This is a genomic window from Oceanobacillus alkalisoli, assembly GCF_022213125.1.
GTDB lineage: Bacteria > Bacillota > Bacilli > Bacillales > Amphibacillaceae > Oceanobacillus > Oceanobacillus alkalisoli.
On sequence record NZ_JAKNRA010000001.1, the window covers coordinates 932,087 to 957,522 of the forward strand.

The 25,436-nt window shown below is 42.0% G+C and carries 19 protein-coding genes; 6 read left to right on the plus strand and 13 right to left on the minus strand.

Going from position 1 to position 25,436, the window contains the following annotated elements:
* Nucleotides 1-192: 192 nt before the first annotated feature.
* The 4 genes from L3V42_RS04145 to L3V42_RS04160 form a co-directional block, all read right to left on the minus strand.
* Nucleotides 193-1,152: an L-threonine 3-dehydrogenase gene (locus L3V42_RS04145; protein WP_235762651.1), complete on the minus strand. Its 960-nt coding sequence runs from the start codon at nt 1,150-1,152 to the stop codon at nt 193-195.
* Nucleotides 1,153-1,253: 101 nt separating this feature from the next.
* A complete protein-coding gene (locus L3V42_RS04150; protein ID WP_238471394.1) occupies nt 1,254-2,444 on the minus strand; it encodes a glycine C-acetyltransferase in 1,191 nt (396 codons plus the stop codon).
* A 498-nt stretch (nt 2,445-2,942) separates the two neighbouring features.
* Nucleotides 2,943-3,737 (minus strand): 3D domain-containing protein, encoded by a 795-nt coding sequence (locus tag L3V42_RS04155; protein WP_235762653.1) that lies wholly within the window; start codon nt 3,735-3,737, stop codon nt 2,943-2,945.
* Between the two features lie 426 nt (nt 3,738-4,163).
* Nucleotides 4,164-5,051, minus strand: coding sequence for a DUF1002 domain-containing protein (locus tag L3V42_RS04160; protein WP_238471395.1), 888 nt, complete (start codon nt 5,049-5,051; stop codon nt 4,164-4,166).
* Between the two features lie 271 nt (nt 5,052-5,322).
* Here L3V42_RS04160 and L3V42_RS04165 point away from each other — a divergent pair, with 271 nt between their 5' ends.
* Both L3V42_RS04165 and L3V42_RS04170 read left to right on the plus strand, forming a co-directional pair.
* Nucleotides 5,323-6,525 carry an MFS transporter gene (locus L3V42_RS04165; RefSeq protein ID WP_235762734.1) on the plus strand — a complete coding sequence of 401 codons (1,203 nt, stop codon included), beginning with the start codon at nt 5,323-5,325 and terminating at the stop codon, nt 6,523-6,525.
* 151 nt (nt 6,526-6,676) lie between these two features.
* The gene (locus tag L3V42_RS04170) at nt 6,677-6,922 is read left to right on the plus strand and encodes a YuzB family protein (RefSeq protein WP_188855923.1); all 246 of its coding nucleotides are present in this window, start codon (nt 6,677-6,679) and stop codon (nt 6,920-6,922) included.
* Nucleotides 6,923-7,018: 96 nt separating this feature from the next.
* Here the strand turns inward: L3V42_RS04170 and L3V42_RS04175 are convergent, their stop codons facing one another.
* The 6 genes from L3V42_RS04175 to L3V42_RS04200 all read right to left on the minus strand — a co-directional run bounded on the left by L3V42_RS04175 (nt 7,019) and on the right by L3V42_RS04200 (nt 13,786).
* Nucleotides 7,019-8,188 carry an iron-containing alcohol dehydrogenase gene (locus L3V42_RS04175; RefSeq protein WP_238471396.1) on the minus strand — a complete coding sequence of 390 codons (1,170 nt, stop codon included), beginning with the start codon at nt 8,186-8,188 and terminating at the stop codon, nt 7,019-7,021.
* Between the two features lie 16 nt (nt 8,189-8,204).
* Nucleotides 8,205-8,582 (minus strand): RidA family protein, encoded by a 378-nt coding sequence (locus tag L3V42_RS04180; protein WP_235762656.1) that lies wholly within the window; start codon nt 8,580-8,582, stop codon nt 8,205-8,207.
* 45 nt (nt 8,583-8,627) lie between these two features.
* Entirely contained in the window at nt 8,628-9,974 is a 1,347-nt protein-coding gene (locus tag L3V42_RS04185) for an MATE family efflux transporter (RefSeq protein WP_238471397.1), read from the minus strand.
* A gap of 121 nt (nt 9,975-10,095) precedes the next feature.
* Entirely contained in the window at nt 10,096-12,132 is a 2,037-nt protein-coding gene (locus L3V42_RS04190) for a TRAP transporter permease (protein WP_238471398.1), read from the minus strand.
* Nucleotides 12,125-12,652 carry a DUF1850 domain-containing protein gene (locus L3V42_RS04195; protein ID WP_235762659.1) on the minus strand — a complete coding sequence of 176 codons (528 nt, stop codon included), beginning with the start codon at nt 12,650-12,652 and terminating at the stop codon, nt 12,125-12,127. The genes L3V42_RS04190 and L3V42_RS04195 overlap by 8 nt, the downstream gene beginning before the upstream one ends.
* Before the next feature lie 93 nt (nt 12,653-12,745).
* Nucleotides 12,746-13,786 carry a TAXI family TRAP transporter solute-binding subunit gene (locus L3V42_RS04200; RefSeq protein WP_238471399.1) on the minus strand — a complete coding sequence of 347 codons (1,041 nt, stop codon included), beginning with the start codon at nt 13,784-13,786 and terminating at the stop codon, nt 12,746-12,748.
* Between the two features lie 290 nt (nt 13,787-14,076).
* On the opposite strand from L3V42_RS04200, the gene L3V42_RS04205 reads away from it, so the two are divergent.
* Entirely contained in the window at nt 14,077-15,357 is a 1,281-nt protein-coding gene (locus L3V42_RS04205; protein ID WP_238471400.1) for a hypothetical protein, read from the plus strand.
* A gap of 100 nt (nt 15,358-15,457) precedes the next feature.
* Here L3V42_RS04205 and L3V42_RS04210 read toward each other — a convergent pair whose 3' ends face one another.
* Both L3V42_RS04210 and L3V42_RS04215 read right to left on the minus strand, forming a co-directional pair.
* Nucleotides 15,458-18,625: a DEAD/DEAH box helicase gene (locus tag L3V42_RS04210; RefSeq protein ID WP_238471401.1), complete on the minus strand. Its 3,168-nt coding sequence runs from the start codon at nt 18,623-18,625 to the stop codon at nt 15,458-15,460.
* 76 nt (nt 18,626-18,701) lie between these two features.
* Entirely contained in the window at nt 18,702-19,895 is a 1,194-nt protein-coding gene (locus tag L3V42_RS04215; RefSeq protein ID WP_238471402.1) for an MFS transporter, read from the minus strand.
* 540 nt (nt 19,896-20,435) lie between these two features.
* Between L3V42_RS04215 and L3V42_RS04220 the strand changes: the two genes are divergently transcribed.
* The 3 genes from L3V42_RS04220 (at nt 20,436) to L3V42_RS04230 (ending at nt 24,383) form a co-directional block, all read left to right on the plus strand.
* The gene (locus L3V42_RS04220) at nt 20,436-21,368 is read left to right on the plus strand and encodes an ABC transporter ATP-binding protein (RefSeq protein ID WP_235762664.1); all 933 of its coding nucleotides are present in this window, start codon (nt 20,436-20,438) and stop codon (nt 21,366-21,368) included.
* Nucleotides 21,361-22,605: an ABC transporter permease gene (locus L3V42_RS04225; protein ID WP_238471403.1), complete on the plus strand. Its 1,245-nt coding sequence runs from the start codon at nt 21,361-21,363 to the stop codon at nt 22,603-22,605. The genes L3V42_RS04220 and L3V42_RS04225 overlap by 8 nt, the downstream gene beginning before the upstream one ends.
* A 620-nt stretch (nt 22,606-23,225) precedes the next feature.
* Nucleotides 23,226-24,383 carry an N-acetylmuramoyl-L-alanine amidase family protein gene (locus tag L3V42_RS04230; protein WP_238471404.1) on the plus strand — a complete coding sequence of 386 codons (1,158 nt, stop codon included), beginning with the start codon at nt 23,226-23,228 and terminating at the stop codon, nt 24,381-24,383.
* Between the two features lie 104 nt (nt 24,384-24,487).
* Here L3V42_RS04230 and gltC read toward each other — a convergent pair whose 3' ends face one another.
* Nucleotides 24,488-25,393: a glutamate biosynthesis transcriptional regulator GltC gene (gltC, locus tag L3V42_RS04235; protein ID WP_238471405.1), complete on the minus strand. Its 906-nt coding sequence runs from the start codon at nt 25,391-25,393 to the stop codon at nt 24,488-24,490.
* Nucleotides 25,394-25,436 lie beyond the last annotated feature (43 nt).

The following is a 25,436-nucleotide window of genomic DNA, read 5'->3' on the forward strand; positions in this document are numbered from 1 at the left end:
GGAACGTTTTTGTTGTTCAACCACTTCTTAACTATTGATAAATATGCTCGGGTGTGAGGGCGAGTGATTAGGGGGGATATAAACGACCGAATTGCATATCAATCCTTATTTCAAGGTGATTACAGGATCACACAGTCAAGAAAAAGACATAAAGAAACACAATTGTATTTCCTCATGTCTTGTTTCATCTGCTTAAGATACATTACCCAACCCTAATTTATTACTTAATCGCTCTAGCATTTCCTTCGTCATTTTATCTAAATCATATTGATACGTGTAACCCCACTCTTCTCTAGCAGCAGTTGCATCAAGACGGTTCGGCCAGCTGTCGGCGATCTTTTGCCGGACTGGGTCTGTTTCATAAGTCATCCGGAATTCTGGAATATGCTGTTGAATCGCTTTTTCAAAATCTTCCGGTGCTGCGGAGAATGCTGTAATATTGAACGCATTCCGGTGAATAAGTTTATCCGGGTCCGCTTCCATTAAATCAATCACGGCACGCAATGCATCAGGCAGATACATCATATCCATATACGTCCCCTCAGCAATATAGCAGTTATATTTTTTATTTTTCAATGCTTCATAGAATATCTCGACGGCATAATCAGTCGTGCCGCCACCCGGCATTGTTTTGGAAGAAATGAGCCCCGGATAACGAACGCTTCTCGTGTCAACTCCATACCGTTCGAAATAATAGTCAGCTAAGAGCTCTCCCGCCACTTTATTAATGCCATACATCGTTGTCGGGCGTTGCAATGTTTCTTGCGGGGTGTTTTCCTTTGGCGTTTTCGGACCAAAGGCACCGATGGAACTTGGGGTGAAGAATTTAAGATTGAGCTCACGGGCTACTTCCAGCGCATTCATTAAGCCTCCCATGTTTAGTCTCCAAGCAAGCCTTGGTGTTTCTTCTGCTTTAAAGGATAAGATTGCCGCTAAGTGCAGCATCGTATCCACTTCATGCTTTTTCGCAGTTTCATGGAGTTGTTTTTCATCCATGACGTCCACGGTTTCAAATAAGGAATCTTCTGATCCGTCTTGCGGTTTCTTAATATCTGTAGCCACCACATTGTTTTCTCCATAAAGCTCCCGTAATTTAATCACCAGTTCAGAACCGATTTGGCCGCATGCTCCCGTTACGAGAATTTTTTTCATGGCAAAAATTCCTTTCACTCTTCTTCTATATTTATATTCTCCTTAATGAATTTCATAATACGTATTTAGTGCTTTAGTAATGATGAAATTCATTCCCCTGATTAAATGATGCCCATCTCTTTACCGATTTTCTCATATACTCCAATTGCATCATCAAGCATTTCCTTCGTATGTGCAGCTGTTGGCATATTGCGTATGCGTCCTGTGCCCCTTGGAACCGTTGGGAAGACAATCGATTTCGCATAAACACCAGATTCAAACAAGCGTTTGCTGAATTCCTGTGTCACTTTCTCGTCACCGATAATGACCGGGGTGATTGGTGTTTCACTGTTCCCGATATCAAAACCTGACTTTTTCAATCTTGCTTTTAAATAATCACCATTTTCCCAGAGCTTCTCAACCAATTCATTGTTTTCCATTAATAGTTCAATTGCCTTCGTACTCGCCGCTGCGTCAGCTGGAGTAACTGCTGTGGAGAATAAAAATGGACGGGAAGCCACTTTCAGCCAGTCAATTAGGTTTTGTTTCCCTGCCACGTAACCTCCGACAACACCGATTGCTTTTGATAACGTCCCCATCTGCAGGTCTACCTTGTCTTGCAGGCCGAAGTGTTTTACTGTACCGGCACCACTTCCGAGGACACCGGAGCCGTGAGCATCATCGACATAGGTGATGAGGTCGTACGCTTCCGCAATCTCAACAATTTCAGGTAGTTTAGCGATATCTCCATCCATGGAAAATACCCCATCTGTAATCACCATGATTTTATTATATTCACCAGACTCCACTGCTGCCTTTGCCTGCTTCTGTAAGTCCGTCATATCTGAGTGCCCGTAGCGAATAATTTTTGCTCGTGAAAGACGGCAACCGTCAATGATCGAGGCATGATTCAATTCATCGGAGAGAATAGCATCATGCTTGTTCATTACTGCTGAAATCGCAGCCATATTACAATTAAAACCAGATTGATAGGAAATGGCCGCTTCTGTTCCTTTAAACGCAGCTATCTTCTCCTCTAAATCCTGGTGCAAATCAAGTGTCCCATTAATCGTCCGAACTGCACCTGCTCCAACCCCATGAGAATCGACCGCTTCTTTCGCTGTTTCTTTTAACGTAACGTTTGTTGCAAGACCAAGGTAGTTGTTCGAGGATAAGTTGATGAGCTTCTGACCGGCTATTTGTATTTCTGGTCCATTTGCCCCTTCAACAGTGTCAATTTCATTATATAAACCTTTATTCTTTAAATCTGCAATATGATCATGGATAAACTTTTCCAAAGCTTTGCTGGACATTGTGGGAAACCTCCTTTTAACTATAATGTATGCGCTTACTTTATATCTATAAGTTTAACATAGACATTGGAGAATGTTAAAAGCTAACCCAATTTTATTCTTTTCAACATTTCCTCAAGTTCCCTGTCGCGTTCTGTTAAAGACATTTATATAATTTAATGAATTTCATAATACGTATTTAATGCTTCACCATCACCATATGTAGTTGAGTTGATTCGTTCCCAACTACATATGGTGATGGAAAAGCCGACTTTGGTAATTATGAAATTCATTCAATTGGAAGGAATATTTTGTTGGAGGAAAAGAAAAAGATGAAGAAAGCATTGTTAGGCCTATTAATCACATTCATGATTGCACTCGTTCTATTTGGTTATTCCTATGATGACAGCCCGTCTCGTGAAATCGAGCAAACGATAGAAACGAATTGACAACAAAAAAGGAAAGCAACCCATTTAAATGGATGCTTTCCTTTTTTATCTTTGTGTTATTCTGAATCTATTACTCTACAATTGTAACGTTAACCGTACGTACACCCCAGTTATATGCTTCGTCTTTCGTTGGGACGTGAACGTCAATTTTATTTCCTTTAATTGCTCCGCCAACATCAGCTGCAATTGCGTAACCATAGCCTTCAACATGAACTTTTGTACCTAAGGGAATCACATTTGGGTCTACCGCGATTACTTTAGCGAACGGATCCTTATTCAAGTCAACACCAGTGGAAGTAATTCCTGAACAGCCATCACAACTTGCTGTATATGCAGTTGAAGTTACGGAAATTGTTTTTCCTTGTGGCTGTTGTTCTTTTGTTGTATTAGATGAATCTGCTGTATTGCTGCTTGTTTTTTGTTTTGGTGCCGGTTGTGTTGCTTCTTCTTTCTTCGCAACAGCTTGTTCCTCTTCTTTTACTTCTTCAGGAGCCTCACGCTTAACTTGATCGCCCCCGACATTTTGAATCTCTAATTCCTGACCAATGACAATCAGGGCTGAATCCAAGTTATTCCACTCTTTTAGTTCTTCGAGGGAAACTTCATGGTCTTTTGCGATACTAAGTAAGGTATCTCCTTGTTGTACCACGTATGTGTTATTTATATATATAGTTTGCTTTGGTTGAATCACTGTCGTTTTTAAATCATTGATTTGGACGAGCTTGTCAACCGTTGTATTGTATTCATTTGCGATGTCCCATAGGTTCTCTCCTGGTTGAACTTCATGTTCCTCTGCTGAAGCAGTAGTTACAGCTACAGTTGACAGGATTAATCCAGTCATTAAAGCCGCTACTATTTTCTTCAAATCAATTCCTCCTTAATTTCTGACAGTCACTATCGTACCACAGGAAAAAGAGGAATACAGTTACAGGAAAATTAAGAGTCCATGACAGGTTTTACAGTTTTCCTACATAATCGTCTAGGTGTAATGTTCCTGAAATATTAGCGGGTGTAAGCGTAAAGATATATTACAATGTTACAAAGAAAAAACAGGGAGTATAAAATCCCCCTGCCTTTTTGCTTATATAAAGAACCACAAAATGGAAATGCTGCAGATAACTAACATTGCTAGCACTAGCCACGTCCGGCTCCAGCGCCCAGCAACTATCAAACTTCACACTCCTCCAATCGATAAGTCAACATCGGCTCCTTGCGTCGCCGTGTTTCCTTTATCTCATTACGGAGTGCTCCAGTTTGTACGTTGCTAAACAGGCGCTTCCGCCTTTGTCCTTTAGTTAAACAATCCTTTAAAGAAATTGCTCAATGCACCGAAAATGTCAGCGAAGAAATTGGCAACACTCTTCCAGAATCCTTCATCAAGACCGAGCTCTTCTGCCCGCTCAGCGACACTGTCCGCAATATCCTTCAATTGATCACGTACACTGCCGAAGTCAATATCTAATTCACGCATGCGATCAACTAAGTTGATTAACATTTGACGATCTTCTTCACTTAAGTTAATTTCGAGTTTACTTAATTGTTCGCTGACAATTTCTTCAACTTCTTCCCGGGTTACCGGGTTCTGCTCCGCGATCATTTGTTTAATTTCCGTTAAAAGATGGGCAACATCTTCATCAGAGACGTCTTCGTTTTCTGCGAGATCTGTCGCTACGACAAGTTCATCATTCGCAAGCTCCATCCGCTCTTTATCAAGTTCCACACCTTCCACGTCATATGCTTTATAAATACCAGTCAGTGCTGAGTGACCGGTTACCGCCACAGGAGATACAACATCGACGGTCACATTCTCCGCACCGGCAGTGAGCAGTGCGTTCTCATACATTTCACTCGTCACCTTCGTAATGTTTCCTGGCGTTAAGATATTAACGACAAGCCCTTCTCCACCATTATCCATTGTAATCATGGCAGAAGAGTACATATTCGCATTTGGATTTCCATTAATGTAATTTGCATAATCCTGTCCAGTTACATCATACTCCTCCACTGCAGCATTCTCACCGAGCTCTAATTCAGCTCGTACTTCCTGGCGCTGAGACTCTGAAAGTTTCTCCCCGTATATCAGGATACTCTCTGACACAGCTCCTGCAGGTGTAGCAAGTCCGACCAATAAGACGGCTATTAATAGAAGGGATAGTATCGATTTTGTTATTTTTCGCATCATAAACACTCCTTTGAATAGAGAAGTTCAATATTACCTTTCCTTGCTCCCTATTATATGGAAAGGGAACTTGCATTTATTATACCTTTTCTCCGTGAAAATGAACACTTTAAAATAACCGCACTCATATTTGACAAATTTATATAAATATGAGCTAATCCCTTTATTTTTACTTCGGGATACGTTATATTTAGAGTAACGAAACATTTCGTTGGAAGGAAGGGCATTACAAATTAGTTATCGTCAAATAACAAATCGGAATTTAGCAATCATGTGGTTTGCTAACTTTTTTGTTAGCGGAAGTATGACAATGGTAATTCCATTTATTTCATTGTACATCGCTTCAATGGGGAATTTCTCTGATGCGTATGTGCAAACGTGGTCCGGACTGACATTTGCAGTTACGTTCATTACTGCATTTATCTTTTCACCAATCTGGGGTAGGATTGGCGATCGGTTCGGAAGAAAAAAGATTTTGATCATGTCCGCTATTGGAATTGGACTATCCGTACTATTGATGGGGTTTGCCACAACAGTTTGGCAGCTTTTTTTATTGCGATTAATCATGGGGGTTGTAACAGGATTTATCCCAATGTCCCAAGCGCTTATCGCCGTGCAAACACCTAAGGAAACAGCCGGTAAAGTACTCGGTACCCTGCAGACAGGTAGTGTTACTGGTGCATTAATGGGACCAATGCTCGGCGGAGCTCTAGCAGATGCGTTTGGATTTACGAATACATTCAAATGGGTATCCGTCACAATTTTCATTTCTGCTATTCTCGTATTCTTTGTTAAAGAAGTTCAATATAAGGTTTCAAAAGATGAACGAGATTATAAAACATATTCCAGTAAACAAGTATTAAAGCACATTGTTAGTAGACCAGTACTGCTCGTCGTCATGCTATTATCGTTACTCATACAAGTGGCACATTTCAGTATCCAGCCGATTCTCTCTTTATTTGTAGAGGAGATTCATGGACCTGTAAATATCGCCTTTTTTGCTGGGATGGCATTCTCGGCAGCAGGACTTGGGAACCTATTATTCTCACGCAGATTAGGCAAGCTTGGCGATAAGGTTGGTCATGTCAAAGTACTGACCGTTCTCTTATTTGCGGCAGGTATTGTCTACTTCCCAGGCGCCTTCGTCTCAAGCGTGTGGCAACTAATTATCCTAAGATTCTTACTTGGAGTTGCTCTTGGTGGGCTCGTTCCGCTGCGGATCGCTTATATCCGGCAGGCCGCTCCGTTATCCATGCAAGGTGAAGTGCTTGGCTACAATACGAGTCTGCGCTTTTTAGGGAACGTCATTGGACCAGCACTCGGTGGTCTGATTGCCGCATCATTCGGTTTCTCAGCTGTATTTTATATTACGAGCGGAATACTTGTTTTAAGTGGTGTCATTATGCTCTATACATGGTACACTTCCGAATACGAAGGAAAAGAATCGAAACTGTTTTCCATGCTGAAACAATAGATGAAGTAAAAGCCGGAACGTAGCTTAATTGCTCCGTCCCGGCCTTTTTATGCAGAAATATTGCATTTGACGAAGCAACCGATTATACTAGCAACAGCAATAAGACAACGAGGCAAGCAATTGTCAGCCTAAAAGAGAAAGTGTGATGGAAATGGGAATTGTTGTCGTAGAAATTTGCGATGGAAATACCATTACGTTAGTTGACGTCGAAGGTATTTTAGAATCCGAATTTCCAGAAGTTGCAGTCATTATGAATGAATGCTTAAACTTCTGCGGATTATGTGCCGTCCGCCCGTATGCATTAGTCAATAACAAGAGAGTCTTCGGAAAAACACCGGAAGAATGTCTCGATAAAATAAGAGTTGCCATAAAAGAAGAACTTGCTCAATTTGAATGAGCAAGTTCTTTTTTTCGTTGTTAAGCGGGCACTTCCGCCTTTGTCCGTCATTTCCCGGGAAATAATTTAACTCTTTTTGTCGAAAACAGTCAGTGCTTATAAGCTTGCCTGTAAAATTTCCAAGGAATCTTGTTTATTCAATTTCTTGAACACTCCATACTCTGGACGGACAGCGACCGCTTTGTCTGCAATAAGTTCAAGGCTATCAGCGGTTATGTTGTAATCAGAGAGCTTACTCGGTGCGCCGATGTCGTTCCAGAACATCCGTAATGCTTCAATCCCTTCAAGCGCCACTTCTTCATCAGATTTTCCAGCTGTCTCAACATGAAAAACCCGAACGGCGAGCTGTTTGAAACGAGCGACATTTCCTTCATTCAGTACATGCTTCATCCAGTTCGGGAAAAGAATCGCAAGCCCTCCTCCATGCGGGATATCATGGACTGCTGAGACTGCATGTTCCAAGTTATGGGTTGCCCAGTCACCGCGGACTCCAACATTAATCATGCCATTTAATGCGTACGTGCTGCTTAACATCATGACTTCCCGATATTCATAGTTCTCCGGATGCTCAATCAGTTTGGGCGCTGTTTCCATCATCGTTTGTAAAATGGATTCACAGAAACGGTCCTGCATCGGTGCATTTGTTGTAACATGGAAGTAATGTTCAAACACATGGGACATAATATCAACAATTCCATAAACCGTTTGATCTCGCGGCACACTAAACGTATAAGCAGGGTCAAGTATAGAAAACTTCGGATAAACAAATACAGAACCCCAGCCATGCTTTTCCTTCGTCTCCCAATTTGTAATGACCGAGCTCGTATTCATTTCTGATCCGGTTGCAGCCAATGTAAGTATAGTACCGAGCGGAAGGGCATCTGTTGCCTTTTCCTTCTTCATGACAATATCCCACACATCCGCTTCCGTTTTTGCGCCAGCCGCAATCGCTTTCGTACAATCAATCGTACTCCCGCCACCGACTGCAAGCAAGAAGTCAATTCCTTCCCGCTTACAGATTTCCACTCCTTTTCGAACAGTGGAGAGCCTTGGATTCGGTTCTACTCCAGGAAGCTCAAATACTTCCGCTTCCATTTCCTGTAACTTCCCGATCACTTCATCATAAATGCCGTTTCGTTTAATACTTCCACCGCCATAGACGAGCAGCACTTTCTTGCCATAACGGGAGACTTCTTTCGGCAAGGCTTGAATCTGATCCTTCCCGAACAATAGTTTCGTTGGATTTCGAAATACGAAGTTATCCATTATATACCCTCCTCTATTACTCGATATGTGCGATGCAATCCATTTCAACTAAGACATCTTTCGGTAACCTGCTCACTTCAATGGTAGCCCGTGCCGGATATGGCTCAATTAAGTAAGAACCATAGATTTCATTCACGGTTCCAAAGTGTTCCATCGAGTCTAAATAAATTGTGAATTTGACCGCCTGAGAAAAATCGGTTCCTGCTTCTTTCAAGATTGCCTTCAGATTTTCCATTACTTGCTCTGTCTGCTTCTCAATACCTTCCGCAACCTCCCCTGTTTCCGGGTCAACTGGAATCTGTCCGGAAATATATAGGAAATCTCCTGCTTGAATCGCTTGTGAATATGGTCCAATTGCTGCTGGTGCATTTTCTGTATGAATTGCTTTTACCATGAATATTCCTCCTCTTTCTTCAACTAACTCTATTCTACCATTATACTAATTATCTTTCGATTCGAATAAGTCTTTTTCACGGAATTTTCCATAACGATAATATAAAAAGGCAAAAATACTGCTAATCATAAAACTTACACCCATCCCCATCGCAATCCCCGTGTCACCGAACCACCGAGAGAAGAGCCAGGTGAGCGGGTAACGCAATACCCAAAAAGATAATAGATTCAAAATGAGCACTTGATACATTGCTCCTGCAGCCCGTACGACTCCATTCAAAATAAAGTTAATTCCTAAAAACGGATAGCAGAGCGCGATAATCGATAAGTATCTGGCGCCGAAATCAACCGAAGCTGCGTCTCGTGTAAATAATTTAATACCATATTCACCAAATAAAATGATGAATATGCCAATCGTCACCATAATCGCAAAGTTAAATAACACACCATATTTGGCGATTTTGTCTACCCGCTTCCAGTTTCTCACCCCTATATTTTGCCCAGCCATACTCGTTATAGCTGTACTTAAAGCTTGAGCAGGAAGCATAATAATACTGTCAAGGCGCTGAGCACTTGTAAAACCGGCAACAACAGGTCCGCCAAATGACGTCACAACACTCATGATCGCAGCGGAACCAGCTGAGATAACCGCCATCTGCAGACCAGATGGAATTCCAAGATGAAAGATGAGGCGAATATCTTTTAAAGCGGGAACAGTCGGCACGGTGAATGGTGCCAAGCGCTCGCATCTCATATAATAGAATCCATATAAAAATGCAAGTCCTTGAGATACAATCGTCGCATAGCCCGCTCCTTGAATTCCCCAATCAAACACCGAAATGAATAACGGATCAAAGATAACGTTGGCAACTACTGCCACTGTTACAAATCGAAGTGGCGTCTTACTGTCACCGAGTGCGCGCATGACCGTACTGATGAAGTTATAGCCAAACAAAAATAAGATTCCCATAAAATTAATTTGGAGGTATGCCTTCGCATCCTGCATCATCGTTTCCGGCGTGCCTAATAGATTCAATAATTGTTCAGCAAAAAAGAAACCAATGACACCAAGGAGAACAGCAAGTGAGGTCATCAGTACAACAAATGCGTTTAAATAGCGCTTCAAACCATCATCATTCTGCTTCCCCTTCTGCTGGGAAAGGATTGTGAGTGCTGCATTGTTCAGTCCGATAATAAACGCGAGGACAGTAAATAGAATTGTACTTGATATTCCAATCGCCCCAAGCGCAGTTGCGCCGAGTAGGTTACCGACCCATAAACTATCAATAAATTGATAGGATGTCTGCAGCAAGTTCGTAAGTAGAATCGGCCAGGAGAAATGAAATAATTGCTTTAAAATATTTCCTTCCGTAAAGTCATATTGCCTTGTCATATCCGATCAGCCTTTATATCCATATTTAGTCTATCCTTCATAATACCGGATTGATAAATATAAGCAAAAGAGAGGCTCCTGAAACCGAATCAGGAGCCTCTCTTTGTAACATATTTTTTGTTTAAGCATTTACCACTTGTTTTTCCGCATCGTTTTTGTTTTTCTTTTTATCCATGAACTGAATCACGAGCATGATTGCGAAAATGACTGCACCAAAAAGATCCGTATTACCTTCCGGGTACATAAGCAGGATACCTGCAACGAAAGCGATGATTCGTTCAATCCAGTGCAGCTTCCGGTACCAGAATCCGATTAGGCCTGCTCCGATTGCAATCATACCGGTAATTGCGGTAATAATAATCCAAGTAATCCCTAAGATGGTAACGTCAATCATTAACAGTTGCGGTTCGAAGACAAACATATATGGAATAATAAAGGCTGCAATCGCTAGTTTCGTAGCATTTACACCCGTTCGTATCGGTTCTCCGCCAGATATACCCGTCGCAGCAAAGGCTGCCAGTGCAACTGGTGGAGTGATGTCTGCCACAATTCCAAAGAAGAACACAAACATGTGCGCTGCAAGAATCGGGATTGCCAGCTCCAGCTGATCACTCAAGGCTAAAATTGCTGGTAAGGCGATGGTTGAAGTAATAATATAGTTCGCAGTTGTCGGTGAGCCCATTCCAATAATAATCGACGTAATCATTGTAAAGAATAGCGTGAGCAAGATAAGCATCATATCATTGAATGCAATACTTTCTGCCATTCCAACTAAACTATTTCCTAATTTTAATCCTAGCCCACTTCTGGTCACTACCCCAACAATAATCCCCGCACAGGCTGTCGCTGCTGCTACCCCTAAAGCAGTTCGTGCACCGTCTGTTAACGCAGTCAAGAATTTACCAAGTGTAAATTTGCCCTTCTTGTCAAGGAACATATTCGTTTCCTTACTGAACATGCTCACAATAATTGCAGCAAGGATACCATAAAGAGCAGTCCGCTCAATACTAAAACCTTCAAACAGGAAATAGACAATCGCTACGATAGGTAAAAGCAAGTACAGTTTTTTCAGCACTTGCATTTTATTCGGAAGCTCTTCTTTTGGTAATCCAACTAGCCCTAATCGCTTGGCTTCCAGATGTGTCATCACCCAAATACCAGTGAAATAGAGTAATGCGGGTATAACCGCTGCTTTTGCAATATCCCAATACGGGACACCGGCAAATTCAATCATGAGGAATGCGGCTGCCCCCATAATCGGTGGCATAATCTGTCCGCCGGTTGAAGCGGCTGCTTCAACTGCACCTGCAAAGTTCGATTTATATCCAAGACGTTTCATCATTGGAATCGTATATGAACCGGTTGTTACCGTATTCGCTACGGAACTTCCAGAAATCGTCCCATTCAAGGCACTGGAGAAAATAGCTACCTTTGCAGGTCCACCAACCCGACGTCCTGCAATTGCAAGTGCCAAGTCATTGAAGTAAAGACCAACACCTGTCTGAACTAAAAATGCCCCAAATAAAAGGAATAAGAAAATATACGTGGACGATACTTGTAACGGCGTACCCAGGATCCCTTCCGTCGTAAAGAACATCGAATTAATTAGCTGATTCAACGTCAACCCACGGTGGGCCAGCATTCCCGGCATATGCGGACCTAAATAAGCATAAACGAGAAACAGCGCTGCAATGATGACAATTGGTAATCCAACCGCTCGTCTCGCCGCTTCTAAAACGAGCAGAATTGCGATTCCCCCAATGATCATTTGGGTGTTATCAATTCCTCCGACTTTCATTACCAATGTTTCATAGAATACAGGCCAGTAGGCACTCACGGTAATGGACAAGATGATGAGGATCCAGTCATACCATGGAACACTTGATTTCTTTAATCCCTTCTTCGCCGGGAACAGTAAGAAAATGAGTGATAAAGCGAAACCTAGGTGAATCGTTCGTTGGATATATGCGGTGTAGGCACCAAATGCTCCGGTGTAAAGATGGAATAGAGAAAATGCGATAAGGATGATAAAGACAAGCCAGCCAAGAATCCCACCTAATTTTCTCTGGTTTGATTCCACATCATACTTTTCCATCAACTTCTGCTGTTCTTCTTCTGACAATTGCACCATATCTACTTGTTCATTTTTGTCACTCATCTATCTTCACTCCTTTCAAGTATTTCCATAGCGGCAGTTTATCTATTTGTACAGTATAAGTTTCACCAGGTTCAAAATAGTCATTGAACCAAACCATCTGCTTCTCCGCTTCACCTCCGTACTGCCAGCGGAGCCGATGCTCAGATACTGTCTTCCCGTTGCGGATATCCATCGATTCAAAGATATAATTTAAATTGCCGACATGATATTTGCCATCCTTCACTTCAAACGTCTGCCCTTCCTCGGCATTGGAAGGCATGCCAATTCCATAGGATTCAAAAATCATTTCGTACTGCTCAATATTCAAGTCCGCGGTTACAATATATCTTTCTACCACATCGGTTAAGTGGATGGAATGAGTGAATATAATATCGAATCGGTCACCTTGATCGAGCGGCAACAATGCAACCAGTTCATTTGAATTCCTTTCATGAAAAGTAAGTGCTGACTTTGAAGGAATCAATAAAATGAAGCCAATTAGCAGGATGCCAAAAATAGGAATTATAATTTTAAGTTTCATTCTATGTAACCACCAGTTTTTCGGTCAATAAAACGGCCGGCTTTCAAAACTAGTTTACCGTCTTGATTGCCGGCCTTTAAATTAAATCAATTATTAATCAAGTACTCCTGCCTCTTGGAAATAACGCTCGGCACCAGGGTGGAAGTCAATTCCAATTCCTTCAACTCCCGTTTCCGGTGAGATGAATTCTCCCTTGGAGTGTGAGATCGAGTCCGCATTATCATAGATTGCTTTCGTAATCTCATAAACGACATCTTCTGATAAAGAATCCGTCACGGCTATCATCGCAAGAACAGCTACCGTCTTGATTTCTTCATCAATCCCGCTATATGTTCCACCAGGAATCGTATCTTCCGCATAGTACGGATACTCTTCAATGATCGCATCAATCTTGTCCTGCTCAATCGGAAGAACAGTAACATCTGTAGTTGCGCCTAGACCTTCAACTGATCCAGTTGGTGTGCCAGCTGTAATGAATGCAGCATCAATATTACCGTCTTGGATACCGCTAGTAGATTCATCGAAATCCAAGTGCTGAGCATCGATGTCATCCATTGTTAGATCATGCGCTTCAAGAATTTGTTCTGCGTTGATGTAAGTCCCTGAACCTGGCGCACCTACTGATACAGTTGCACCTGCCAGGTCTTCTATCGATTCAATTCCCGAACTTGCGGTTGTCACAATCTGTACCGTTTCCGGGTAAAGGGATCCAAGTGCTAATACATTATCAACCGGCTCCCCTTCGAATGCATTAATTCCTTCTTTTGCGAAAGCTACAACGTCCGTCTGGACAAACGCCAGCTCTGCTTCCCCTTCCTTGAGGGAGATAACGTTATCCGCAGAAGCATTGGATGATGGAGAATCTGTCTGAATCCCTGTCTCCTCAGAAATAATCTGCGCCATTTCTCCTCCAAGCGGGTAATAAGTACCGCCTGTTCCACCAGTAAGCATACTTAGAAACTCTGGTGCATCTTCTCCTGCTTCTGTTTCCTCACCATTTTCGCTACCAGCGTCATCGCCGCCAGTGTCGCCGTTTGCATCTCCCTCATCATCTCCACCGCCACCACACGCTGCTAAAAACAAAGCAAGCGCTATCAATAGTGCGAAGATAATGGATAATTTATTCTTTTTCATCTTACATCCCCCTTTCGTTATACGTAAAATTCTAACAAAAAGCTTTATTTTGTCAATATAATTCTTAGTAATTATCGACAAATTAGCAATATTTAACAGATAATTAACGATAATCTATTAGATAAACATAGATTCTGTTTGCACTATTTCTTTCTATCCACTTTACCTGCTTTAAATAAAAAAAGCAATAATATTGTATCCGCTTCCAGCAAGGTTCTTGACAATATTACGAAAATTCAATATGATGATGTGTAAATATTTAGATGTTTCTCATGATTGGAGGTAATGAGATGAAACTAAAATTAGCTGTATTTGGAATACAACCGACGATCGACCGAATCCATTCGCTTTTAGAAGAAAATAAAGAAATTGAACTACTACCTTTCACCTATTCAAAAGCAGAGGAGACAACTACTCTCCTTGATACCGTTTATAATTGTGATGTTTATTTATTTACAGAATATCTATCTTACTTATATGTTTACAACAGGATTGAAAAAGAACGCCTGCCTACGATTCAGATTGAACCGGATCCTTATATGGTGAGCGCGGCTCTATACCGTCTACAAGCGGAAAAAAACGTTAAACGAATTGCCTTTGATTTGTTTGATGAATCATATCTTGATGATGTTGTGCGAGAGCTGAACTTGGATGAGGAACCAATCAAGCCTATCCTATTTGACAGCTGGGAAAAGCCAGATCCAGAGCAGCTAATCACTTCTTATACAACTCTTTGGAACGAAGGTAATATTGAATATGTACTTGCAAGCACAGAGGAAATCGCTGCAGAGTTAAGAGGACGAGATATTCCGGCAAGTACACTCCATCTGCCTGAGCTTCGGCTGAAAGAAGCACTCAATCAAACAATTTCACTCGCTAAACTGAGTGAGTCAGAGAATAACCAAATGGTTACAGGCTATATTTCAGTTAAAGGCATTGACGAAAAAACAGAAATCATCGGTCATAGTTTAGATATTTTAAAGCGGATTAGGAGAATATTGACGCGGTTTAGTACACGAACAGACACAACCTTTGTAGAAACAGAGGAAAGAAAATTTGTTTTATACGGCAGTGAGAAGCTACATAAACATTTGAAAGAACATTACCGGTCGTTTCCATTATTACAAGAAATGAAAAGCAGTATTAAACTTCCGGTTCATCTTGGGTTCGGTCTTGGGCTCAGTGCACTTGAATCTGCAAAAAATGCGGAAATAGCCCATGAAAGCTGTCAACGCAGCGAACACAGCATCTGCTATATTACGAATGAGAGGCAAGAGATGATTGGGCCGATTGGCGTGAAAAAAGAAATCGATACATCCAGTCTTTATCAGGCTTTAATTCATCATGCCCGCCTGAACAATGAGCTTTCCTATAATTTCATTGACTTTATTACCGACCGAAATAATGAGCCTTTTTCAACAAATGATGTGGCACTGTTTTATCAAGTGACGAAAAGAAGTGCCGAGCGGACAGTAAATAAATTGTTGACGGGTAATGTTATTAAAATTGCCGGTGAAGAACGCCCCTATAAAAAAGGCAGACCACGAAAACTATTTACGTTGAATCATTAAAAAATCCCCCCTATCGTTCCTAAAAGGACGGTATGGAGGATTCTTTCATTCATGATGATGCGAACCCAAGTGTAAAACCCCCGCGGAATGAAGTTTCGTTTTACAAGCTCAGTAATTCACGGATGTCATCTTCGCTTAGGCTACTCAGCATTTGTTCGCCTGGTTGAATGACTTGGTTGATGAGTTCGCGTTTTTTCTGTTGCAGGGCGTAAATTTTCTCTTCAATCGTTCCTTCCGCGATGAGACGGATCACTTGAACAATCTTCTTCTGTCCGAAACGATGAGCTCTTCCGGTTGCCTGGTCTTCCACGGCAGGGTTCCACCAAAGGTCATATAAAATAACCGTATCGGCCCCTGTCAAATTCAGCCCGGTCCCCCCTGCTTTCAGTGAAATCAGGAAGACACTCTTCTCTCCACTGTTAAAGCGTTCGCTCATATGGAGCCGTTCCTCGGAACCCGTTTCTCCGCTCAAATAAAAGAAATCAATTCCTTCTTTGTTCAACTCTTTGATAATCAATTCATGCATACTCGTGAATTGGGAGAAAATCAGCATCCGTTTATCGTTTTCAAGAGCCGTCTTCACCGTCTCCATCAGTTGCATCAGCTTGCCCGATTCTCCTTGATAATTCTCGATAAACAAGGATGGGTGGCAACAAATCTGACGCAGTCTCGTGAGTCCCGCCAGTATTTTCATCCGGTTCTTATTAAAGCCGCTGTCTTTTAATGACTCGGAAGCATCTTGCTGTACTTGCTGAAGATAACCGACGTACAACTCCTTCTGCTCCTGGGTCAATTCAGAAAGACTGACAGATTCAATTTTATCAGGTAATTCCTTTAATACATCCTGCTTCAGGCGGCGTAAAATAAATGGTCTTGTTATACTCGCGATTCGTTCATTGGAAAGCTGCTTGAACTTCCGTATATTCGGCATTAGACCTGGCAAGATGACTTGGAAAATGGCCCATAATTCTTCTATCGAGTTCTCAATTGGCGTTCCGCTTAAAGCAAATCGGCGGGAAGCATTGATCTGGCGGATTGCCTGGGATGTCTTTGTTGCATAATTTTTAATATATTGTGCTTCATCTAGAATCAAGGTCTGAAAGTCGAGTTGGCTATAGTGTTCAATATCCTGCCGTACCGTAGAATAGGACGTAATCCAAACATCGGCACCCTGCTTATTCTTGATTTTTTCCAGTCTTTCCGCAGGTGTCCCGGTTAATATTTCAACGTTTAAATGTGGTGTGAATTTATCGAATTCATTCTTCCAATTGTAAACAACGGATGAAGGTGCGACGACAAGATGCAGCTTCTCACTCGGTTCAGATGCAAGATAAGCAATCGTCTGCAATGTTTTTCCAAGTCCCATATCATCTGCTAAAATTCCACCTAAGTGATAGCGGCTAAGTGACTTGAACCATTGGTACCCAGTAACCTGATAGGTCCTAAGTTCGGCATCAAGCTGCTTCGGTAATTCATCGACATGTTCTTCCGGTGAACGTAAGTGATGAATGAGCGAGCGGAATTCCGGATCATAGCTCTTCTTTGTATCGATCAGTTCATCGATTTGCGTACTCCGGTACAGCGGCATTTGCACGTTTCCGCTAGTTACATCTTGTTTTTTAATATCCAGTTGATCGAAAAAGTCATTTATCGAGGAAAAGGCATCATTTTCAAGCGAGAGCATTGCTCCGCTGTTTAAACGATAAAATCGTCTTTTTTCAATAACAGCCTGCAAAATCGCATCCACTTCCGACTCATCCACTCCATCGATATCAAAGCTGATTTCAAGCAGATTGGAAGCTGAATCAAGATTCACATTCGTCGTTGCTGTCGGTTCATGCTCCACAATCATATACTTCAAGTCTGACGTCAGGAACAATTCCACCTTTTCTGCTAGAAGCGGCAGGATTTCATAAAGGAATTCATAAAGCTCCTCTTCTGCTTCCGTCTCCAGGTAGAGCTCTTTTCCATTATACCGGAAGTTCGCATGCTCGATCAGCTCCATGATTTCCCGTTCTTTTTCGACTTCACGAATAATAATGACGTCTTCCTGACCGCCTCCGTTAAATGGATGAACGAGATGCTTTCCATAATGATATTCCAGTTTTCCGTTCACTACGTCCTCCTGTAATTCGAGGTACAGTTTCGCCTGGAGTGGTACTTGAATGACTTCTTCAATAATATTCTCAGCAACCGTCACATCACCTACCGTTTTTAAAGACGGAATGACTTCTGAAAAGAAACGATCTGCCTGTTGTTTTGAAATTGCAAGAGCGTAGTGATTGATATTGAATTTAAAAAGGTTAGCGACGATCTTCGTTTGCTCTGGCGTAATAAAGTAAAAGACCCCATTATTTAACAGCATATTATATTCTTGTAAAATGGACATCCCACTGCCTTCAGCAAGACGCAGCAAAATGTCTTGTTCATTACTTTTTTCAAGCATAAATTGAAAAGGGAAACCCTCTTCCGCAATCGTTACATCCTCATATGTCCGGTCTGCTACCGTAACCGTTGTCTTCCGGTTTGCAAGCTTTAAAAGCAAATCACGGGCGGCAAGCGGCGGGATTGTCATATACCGGTCATCGGCTGTATTTGTCATGGAATAGAAGGTGGAATGATAAATATTTTCATTCTTTTGAATCGCGTGGAGCATCTGGAATACTTCTTCATCCAATTGCAGGAGGTAATTTTCTTCTGGTCTGTACGTGAAGTTTTTCGTGAAAAAGTATTCTTTTCCAGCTAGGACTGCATCAATTAACTCGAACAGTTCTTTTACAACATAGGTGCGATTCTCACCAAATTTCAGTTCGATGAGCAAGTTCCCACTATAGCTTACGTGCAAATGATACTCTACTTGCACCGGCGTCTGATCCATGACTAGGCTCGGATTCTTCTGTTCCAATTGCTGCAGTTCGCTGATCTGCTCGATGAAACGATCCGTAATTTTATAATCATAGGAAACTGCCTGCTCTCCGGCTCCGTCCTTCGCTTGGATCATGAGCAAAGTTGCTACGATATGCTTACAAGACCCGTATGTGTCGAAAGCAGGACAATCACAATACGTATCAATCGTACCTTTATCGATGTCTTTTACATCGATTTCGACAAAGTAATCTTCTGTACCAGCAACGGTTGTTGTCCATACTCCATGATTCCTATCATAAAGCGGTTCACTGACCCTGCCCTTTTTATAATAATCGAGTCCCCGCCGGTAGATAACCGATGGGAATAATCTGCTGATGTTAACATCCTTTAATGGTTTCAAGATCATACTACCTGCCTTTATCTGCTATTGCCTCAATTTCTATTTTAAAGGAAGCAAGAACAAAAGTGAAAAGAAATCACGCATTGCTCTCCTGCTTTCTTCCTTTTATATAAAAATAAATATACATGATGATCGAACAAAGAATTGAAATGGATGATGCGATATAAATTGATGCGTAATTAAAATTCGATGCGAGCATTCCGAAAAATATTGCGGCAACCCCAATCCCTAAATCAAAGAAGGAGAAGAATGTCGCATTTGCCATCCCTTTTCGGTCTGCATCTGCTTTATCGACCGCCCATGCCTGAAGTGCTGGCTGAACGGTTCCGAATCCAAATCCATATAACGCTGCTGCCGTCAACAGAATCGTCGTACTCGGCAACCAGGCGAGCAATAGCATAGCGGCAAATATGAATATTGCACCTGGCACGAACACATAGAGATGTCCTTTCTTATCATAAATTTTCCCTGCAAAAAGCCGGGATATCATGAGAAAAATGGCATAGACAAGGAAATACGTTGCGATTCCTTCCACATCCCGCTCCAGCGCATGGAGGGGTAAAAAGGTAGCAATCCCGCCAAATGTCGCCGTAATAAAAAACATAAGAATCGACGGCTGTAACGCAGTCTTCTCCAGTACATCAAAACGGGCAGGTTTTGATCGCATATCCGGTACTTCTACCTTTTTATATCCGATGCCAAGCGATAATAGTAAAGCGGTAAGCCCAAGCGCCGCAGAAATGAAGAAGATATCTCGGAACGAAATAATACCGACAAGAGAGAGCCCGAGTGATGGCCCCATAGCCAAGGCGATATTTCCCGATAAACCGAAATATCCCATCCCTTCTCCCCTTCTCTTCGGTGGAATTAAATCAGTAGCAATCGTCCCTCCTGCAGTTGTTGAAAATCCCCAGCCCGCACCTTGAAGAATCCGAACCAGGCCAAGCAGGAAGATGCTTGCGAGGAACCCATAAATTCCCATTGTTATGACAAAAATAGTAAGTCCAATAATATATACAAAACCACGCCCTTTTGATTCTAGTGCATGACCTGCAAAGGGGCGCAATAATAACGCTGAAAAGGTAAAGATTCCAACGATGATCCCAACCATCTGGTCACTGCCGCCAAGTTCTTTTACATAAAGCGGAAGAGTCGGCAGTGTCATTTGAAAGCCAAGAAAAACAAAAAAGTTCGCTAACCAAATAAAAACAAAGTCTTTTGTCCAAATTCTGTTCTCTTTTGGGTTCGAATAAAGTCTTGCCTCTCCCATTTGATCAGACTCCCTCTCCTAAATGCTTAATACTAGATTATACCGGATTATTTCGAGAATGGAAATATTTAATATCCCAACCCGCACACTGAATAGGATAATTGCTTTCATTCAGCGTAAGTGATTTGGCTCATTAACATATTCAGAGCTTTAATTACCGTTCAGTTGCCCGGGGGACGGATGCTTTCCACGGGCACGGCCTCAGCCTCCTCGGAAGAAAACCGCTTCCTGCGGGGTCTTCGGACACGTGCTTTTCCCGTAGGAGTCACCGTCCCCCGGGCAACTGAACTGGTAAGATGATTATTATAAATAGAAATTATTCCGTCAAGATAAGGAGTATACTTTTTCCAGAACATTAAATAGTGATTCAAATTCGACCTTTGCTGGTAGCAGTCCAGACACCTCGAGACTCCTGCGGGAGGTCGGCTAAGAAGGATTTTTTTTAAATATGCTATCTCTTGAAACTTTTATCCATTTCACCCGTATAACCTACTACAACGAAACATACATATTTTTTATTCGAAAGGAGTCGGTGCTGGAATGGATTTGATGTTGGAAGTAAATGGGCTTAATAAATCCTTTAAAGACAAACAAGTTTTAAAAAACATTTCCTTCGAAGTCAAGAAGGGTGAAATAATGGCGATTCTTGGCCCGAATGGTGCTGGTAAATCAACAACCATCCGCAATATAATGGGAATCATGTACCCCGACGATGGAACTGTCACGTTCCATAACCACCAAGGGAAAGGAATACCGCAAAATAAAATTGGCTACCTTCCTGAAGAACGGGGCTTATACAAAAACGTAAAGGTCATGGACATCTTGCTTTACCTTGCCGATTTGAAAGATTATCCCGTTGGGAAGGCAAAAGAAAGAGTACTTGCCTACTTGAAAAAATTTGACTTGGAAGGTAAAGAAAACGTCAAGATGGAAGAGCTATCAAAAGGAATGGGACAGAAAGTACAATTTATCGGTGCAGTCATTCATGAACCGGAATTATTGATTCTTGATGAACCATTCTCTGGTCTTGACCCGGTAAGTCAGGAAATTTTCAAAGATGAAATTCGCAGTCTCCGGGATAATGGCACTGCAATTTTACTTTCATCCCACCAAATGAACTTAGTGGAAGAAATGTGTGACCGATTATTTATGATCCAACGCGGAGAGAAGGTCATTTATGGTTCACTTGATGCTGTGAAACAAGAGTATGCCAACTTTAAATGCACCATCCGCGGCAGCAATGAAAGAAGCACTTTAGAGGCCATTCCTGACGTTGAAAATATTGAACAGGACGGCGATGTCTCGATTCTTTATTTAACGAAGGATGTCAATCCAAACCATTGGCTGAAACAACTGCCAGACGATGTTACGATCCAGGAACTAGCGATTGACCGTGTATCTCTTCATGAAATCTTTATCGATATCGCAACAGATAAGCACTTAATGCCGGAAGAAGGTGAAGTCCATGCGTAATGCGATGAAAGTGGCGAAGTGGGAAATCAAGCGAAATATGAAAAATAAAACCTTTCTAATCGGATTATTCCTTACTCCCCTCTTAATTGTCGGTTTCGGCCTGATTGGCAGCTGGATTGGCGGCGATTCAGACGATAGCGCTGAAGGAGATGAGATGACTGTTTTCATCAATGATGAGATTGGCATTATCGATGAACTCTCGCAGTATGCTTCCGAAAGTGGACTGGACTTTCGGATAGAGGAAACGAATGTGGAAATTGGCGAAGTTGCTGCTGAGTTAGAGGAAGCGGAAGATACTGCCTATGTATTCTTAAATGAGGCTGCCTTGAACGAAGGCGTCATTCCAGTGTATATCGCTGAAGATGTGGATTCATTCTTTTCAAATCAGCTGGCCATTTTTCAAGCACCAATTCTTAGCTATCAGATGGAGACGCTTGGCTTAACGGAAGAGCAATCACTTGCTGTCTCTCGCGGGATTCATTTTGCGGAAATGGATGCAGAAGAAATCACGGACGATGGAGCTCTTGAAGACGAGGCAGCCGGTGAAGATTTCCTAGCGGGAATCGTTCCAGCAGCTTTTGGTGGTATCATTTTCATTTCGATTCTTTTCACCGGGATGGCAATGTTCCAAAGTGCTTCTCAAGAGAAAAAAGATAAAATCGCCGAAATCATTCTCTCTTCCGTCACTCCTGAAGAATTAATGCAAGGGAAAATTATCGGCTATTTTGTTCTTGGACTTGTGCAAGCGGCTGTATTGCTCGTGTTCTTAGTGCCATTTATCCTGTTCACGACCGATATCCCGCTGTTTGAGTATTTATTCGTTCCGGAAACACTGCTGTTTGTATTCATTGCTGTGCTGAACTACTTGATGTTTGCAGCAATCTTTGTGGGAATCGGTGCTACGATTGAAGATGTGACGACTTCCGGCAACTTCCAAGGGATCGTCATGATGCTGCCATTCTTGCCATTCATTTTCATCGGTCCGGTCGTTGCAGACCCTTCTGGTTTAATGGCGCAAATCGGAACTTACATTCCGTTCACTGCTCCAGGAGTATTGCTGCTCCGCCTTACGATGCTCGATGTTTGGCCATGGCTTGAAATCGGCATCTCTCTTGCGATTATCATCGTCAGTGTCTTTATCTTTGTCAGGCTTGCTGGCAAAATCTTTAAGGTCGGAATTCTCATGTACGGGAAGAACGCAACCCCGGGTGAAATTTGGAAATGGTTAAAAGCCTAAACTTCTTTTTCCTTTTCATTTAAATATATACTATAATATTAGTATAATAGCATTCACTTGTGGGAGGTATTCATATGTTAATGTATGTTATAGCCTTAGGTATCGGAGTAAGCATCAGTTTAATTATCGCAAGCGAAGTATGGGATTAATAAGATGCGCAGAGCACATCCACGGTTTGGATGTGCTCTTTTTTTATGTAGTGTCCAGTTGCCCTGCTTGGGACGGGCGTTTTCCGATGAAAACCAGATGCATATGCTGATTGAGAATAAACCTGGTTACTTTCCATTAGAGTAAAGTCAGCGTATTGATGGGAAGATTAAACGTGATTGCTTTCCCACTAAAGATAGGTAAACGAGCTACTCGGAAAATATATGAAATAACGTTTCAAATTAAGCTTTCTCACAAAGCAATCCAGAGCCTAGGGGGGAGAAGGTTATACTTATCCGGAATGAAAGTAAGCCTTTTAAGCAACCAGTCTCTAAGGACCTTTTTCCCAATTATTCCGAATAGTTCTTTATCATCATTATGGATTTATTTCTTCTATTCCCTTGTTTACTCGTTTCATTCATATTATTATAAAACTATTAATCTAATTTTTTCCAAAATACAAGGAGGCATTTATGAGGAACCTCAAGATTAGCTTTATCGTAATAGTATTACTTACTTTCTTTATTCATGTGGAAAAAATGGAGGCAGCAAGCGGACAAACTTATGAAGTGGGAGCAAATATTCTTCATGTTCGCGAGGATCCTGCAAGTGATGCAACTATTATTGGACTTCTACATAAGGGAGATAGGCTTACAGTCTTCCAGGAACAATACGGCTGGGTGCAGACTTATTATGGCGGAAGCACCGCTTGGGTTGCAAAGCATCATTTGATTCAGGCGAGCCCCGAAGTACCTGCAGCAAATTCGGAACAAACTGCAACACCAGCAAAGACAACGGAAGCTGCTGCAAACTCAGTGACCGTTACTGCTCCAAGTGTCAATATCCGTTCCGGTCCAACCCTTGAGTATGCGGTCATTGCCGGAGCATCCCAAGGGGAAACATTTAATACGATTTCCAAATCAGGTGATTGGATAAATGTTGAACTTAACAATGGAAATACCGGCTGGATTGCTTCCTGGCTGACAAGTTCATCGGGTGCGAGCACTGCAAGTTCAAGTGAACAAGCAACAGAGACAGCTACCACACAAGTTGCAAGTGTCAATACCGATAAGGAACCAACGTCAGCAAACCGCTCTCTATCTGGCTTCAATATCGTATTAGATGCCGGTCATGGCGGAAGAGATCCTGGTGCGATTGGTCTTGGCGGTGTGTATGAGAAAGAACTTGTTCACCAGACTACAAACCAGATTGCGCAAACGCTTCGGAATCACGGGGCAACCGTAATTGAAACACGGACATCGGACTACTATTTATCATTGGACGAGCGAGCAGATTTGAGCAACGCTTATAATACGGATGCATTCATTAGTATCCATTATAATTCATTCCCAGTTGTTTCTGTTCAAGGCTTCAATACATTCTATTATACAGAAGCTGGTCATCAACTTGGAAGACATGTCCATTCGAGTATAAGTTCTGCTGTTCCTTTAGCGAACCGCGGACTTGGACAAGCCGGCTATAAAGTTCTCCGTAACACGAATGCACCGGCCATTTTATTGGAGTTAGGATTTATTACGAGCCCTTATGATTTATCGGTTATTCAAACAGCCGATTATCAACAAACGGTGGCGGATAAGATTGCCAAAGGATTATTAAATTATTTTCATTAGACACGAATCCCTTCACCATTTTTGGTTGAAGGGATTTTATAATCAAATAAACCTGCTCCGGCTAACATCATAATGTGGAAACATTGAACTAACTTGCAGGATAGTTATTTTTTAAATTGTTCTAAACGGCTGAAGAAATCAACGACAAATTCATAAAAGATTTTCTCCGTCGGTAGTAGTTCGCGATCGGCCGGAATAATCATCCCAACCGTGCGGGTGACGACTGGATCAATCAAAGGGATTCGGACGGTTGCCCGTGGTAAGTTATCGACAAGCGTGCTTTCCGGAACGAGGGAAATACCAAGCCCTGCCGAAACAAGCCCTTTAAGTGCATCAATATCATCCCCTTCAGACGTAACAGTTGGGGTAAAGCCAATTTGCTCACAAGCTTGCATGAGAATACGCCGTAAGATAAAGCCTTCCGGGAACATGATGAAAGATTCATCACGAAGATCGGTGAGCCGTAATGCTTGCTGATTCGCCTTCGGATGATGCAATGGAACTAAGGCCACAATTTTTTCGGTCGACAACACCTTCCCCACCAGGCGAGATTCCTCCATTGGAACGGGCGCAAGTAATGCCATATTCGTTTTCCCTTTCAATACATAGTCTTTTAACTCATAATAATTCCCTTGAATTAATTTAAACTTTACCGCCGGATAATGCCGCCGAAAAGCAGAAATCAAGGTCGGCAAAATATACAACGCTAATGTACTGACGAAACCGATATGAATCGTTCCTTTTTCTGGATCGGTATATTCATGAATGACCTGTTCGGCATCTTCAATCACATGAATCGCCTGCTCCATATGCTTTAAAAAGATTTCCCCGATTGGAGTGAGCCGGACATTTCTTCCTTCACGGATAAATAAGCTCACCCCCAGCTCTTCTTCAAGCTTTGCAATCTGCCGGCTAACCGCAGATTGCGCGACATGCAGGTGATTTGCCGCCTCGGTTACATGTTCCCTTTTCGCTACTTCAATAAAATATTTAATCTGTCTTAGTTCCACATTCGAGCCCTCCCAAACTTATTATCTCATATCGGCATTGATT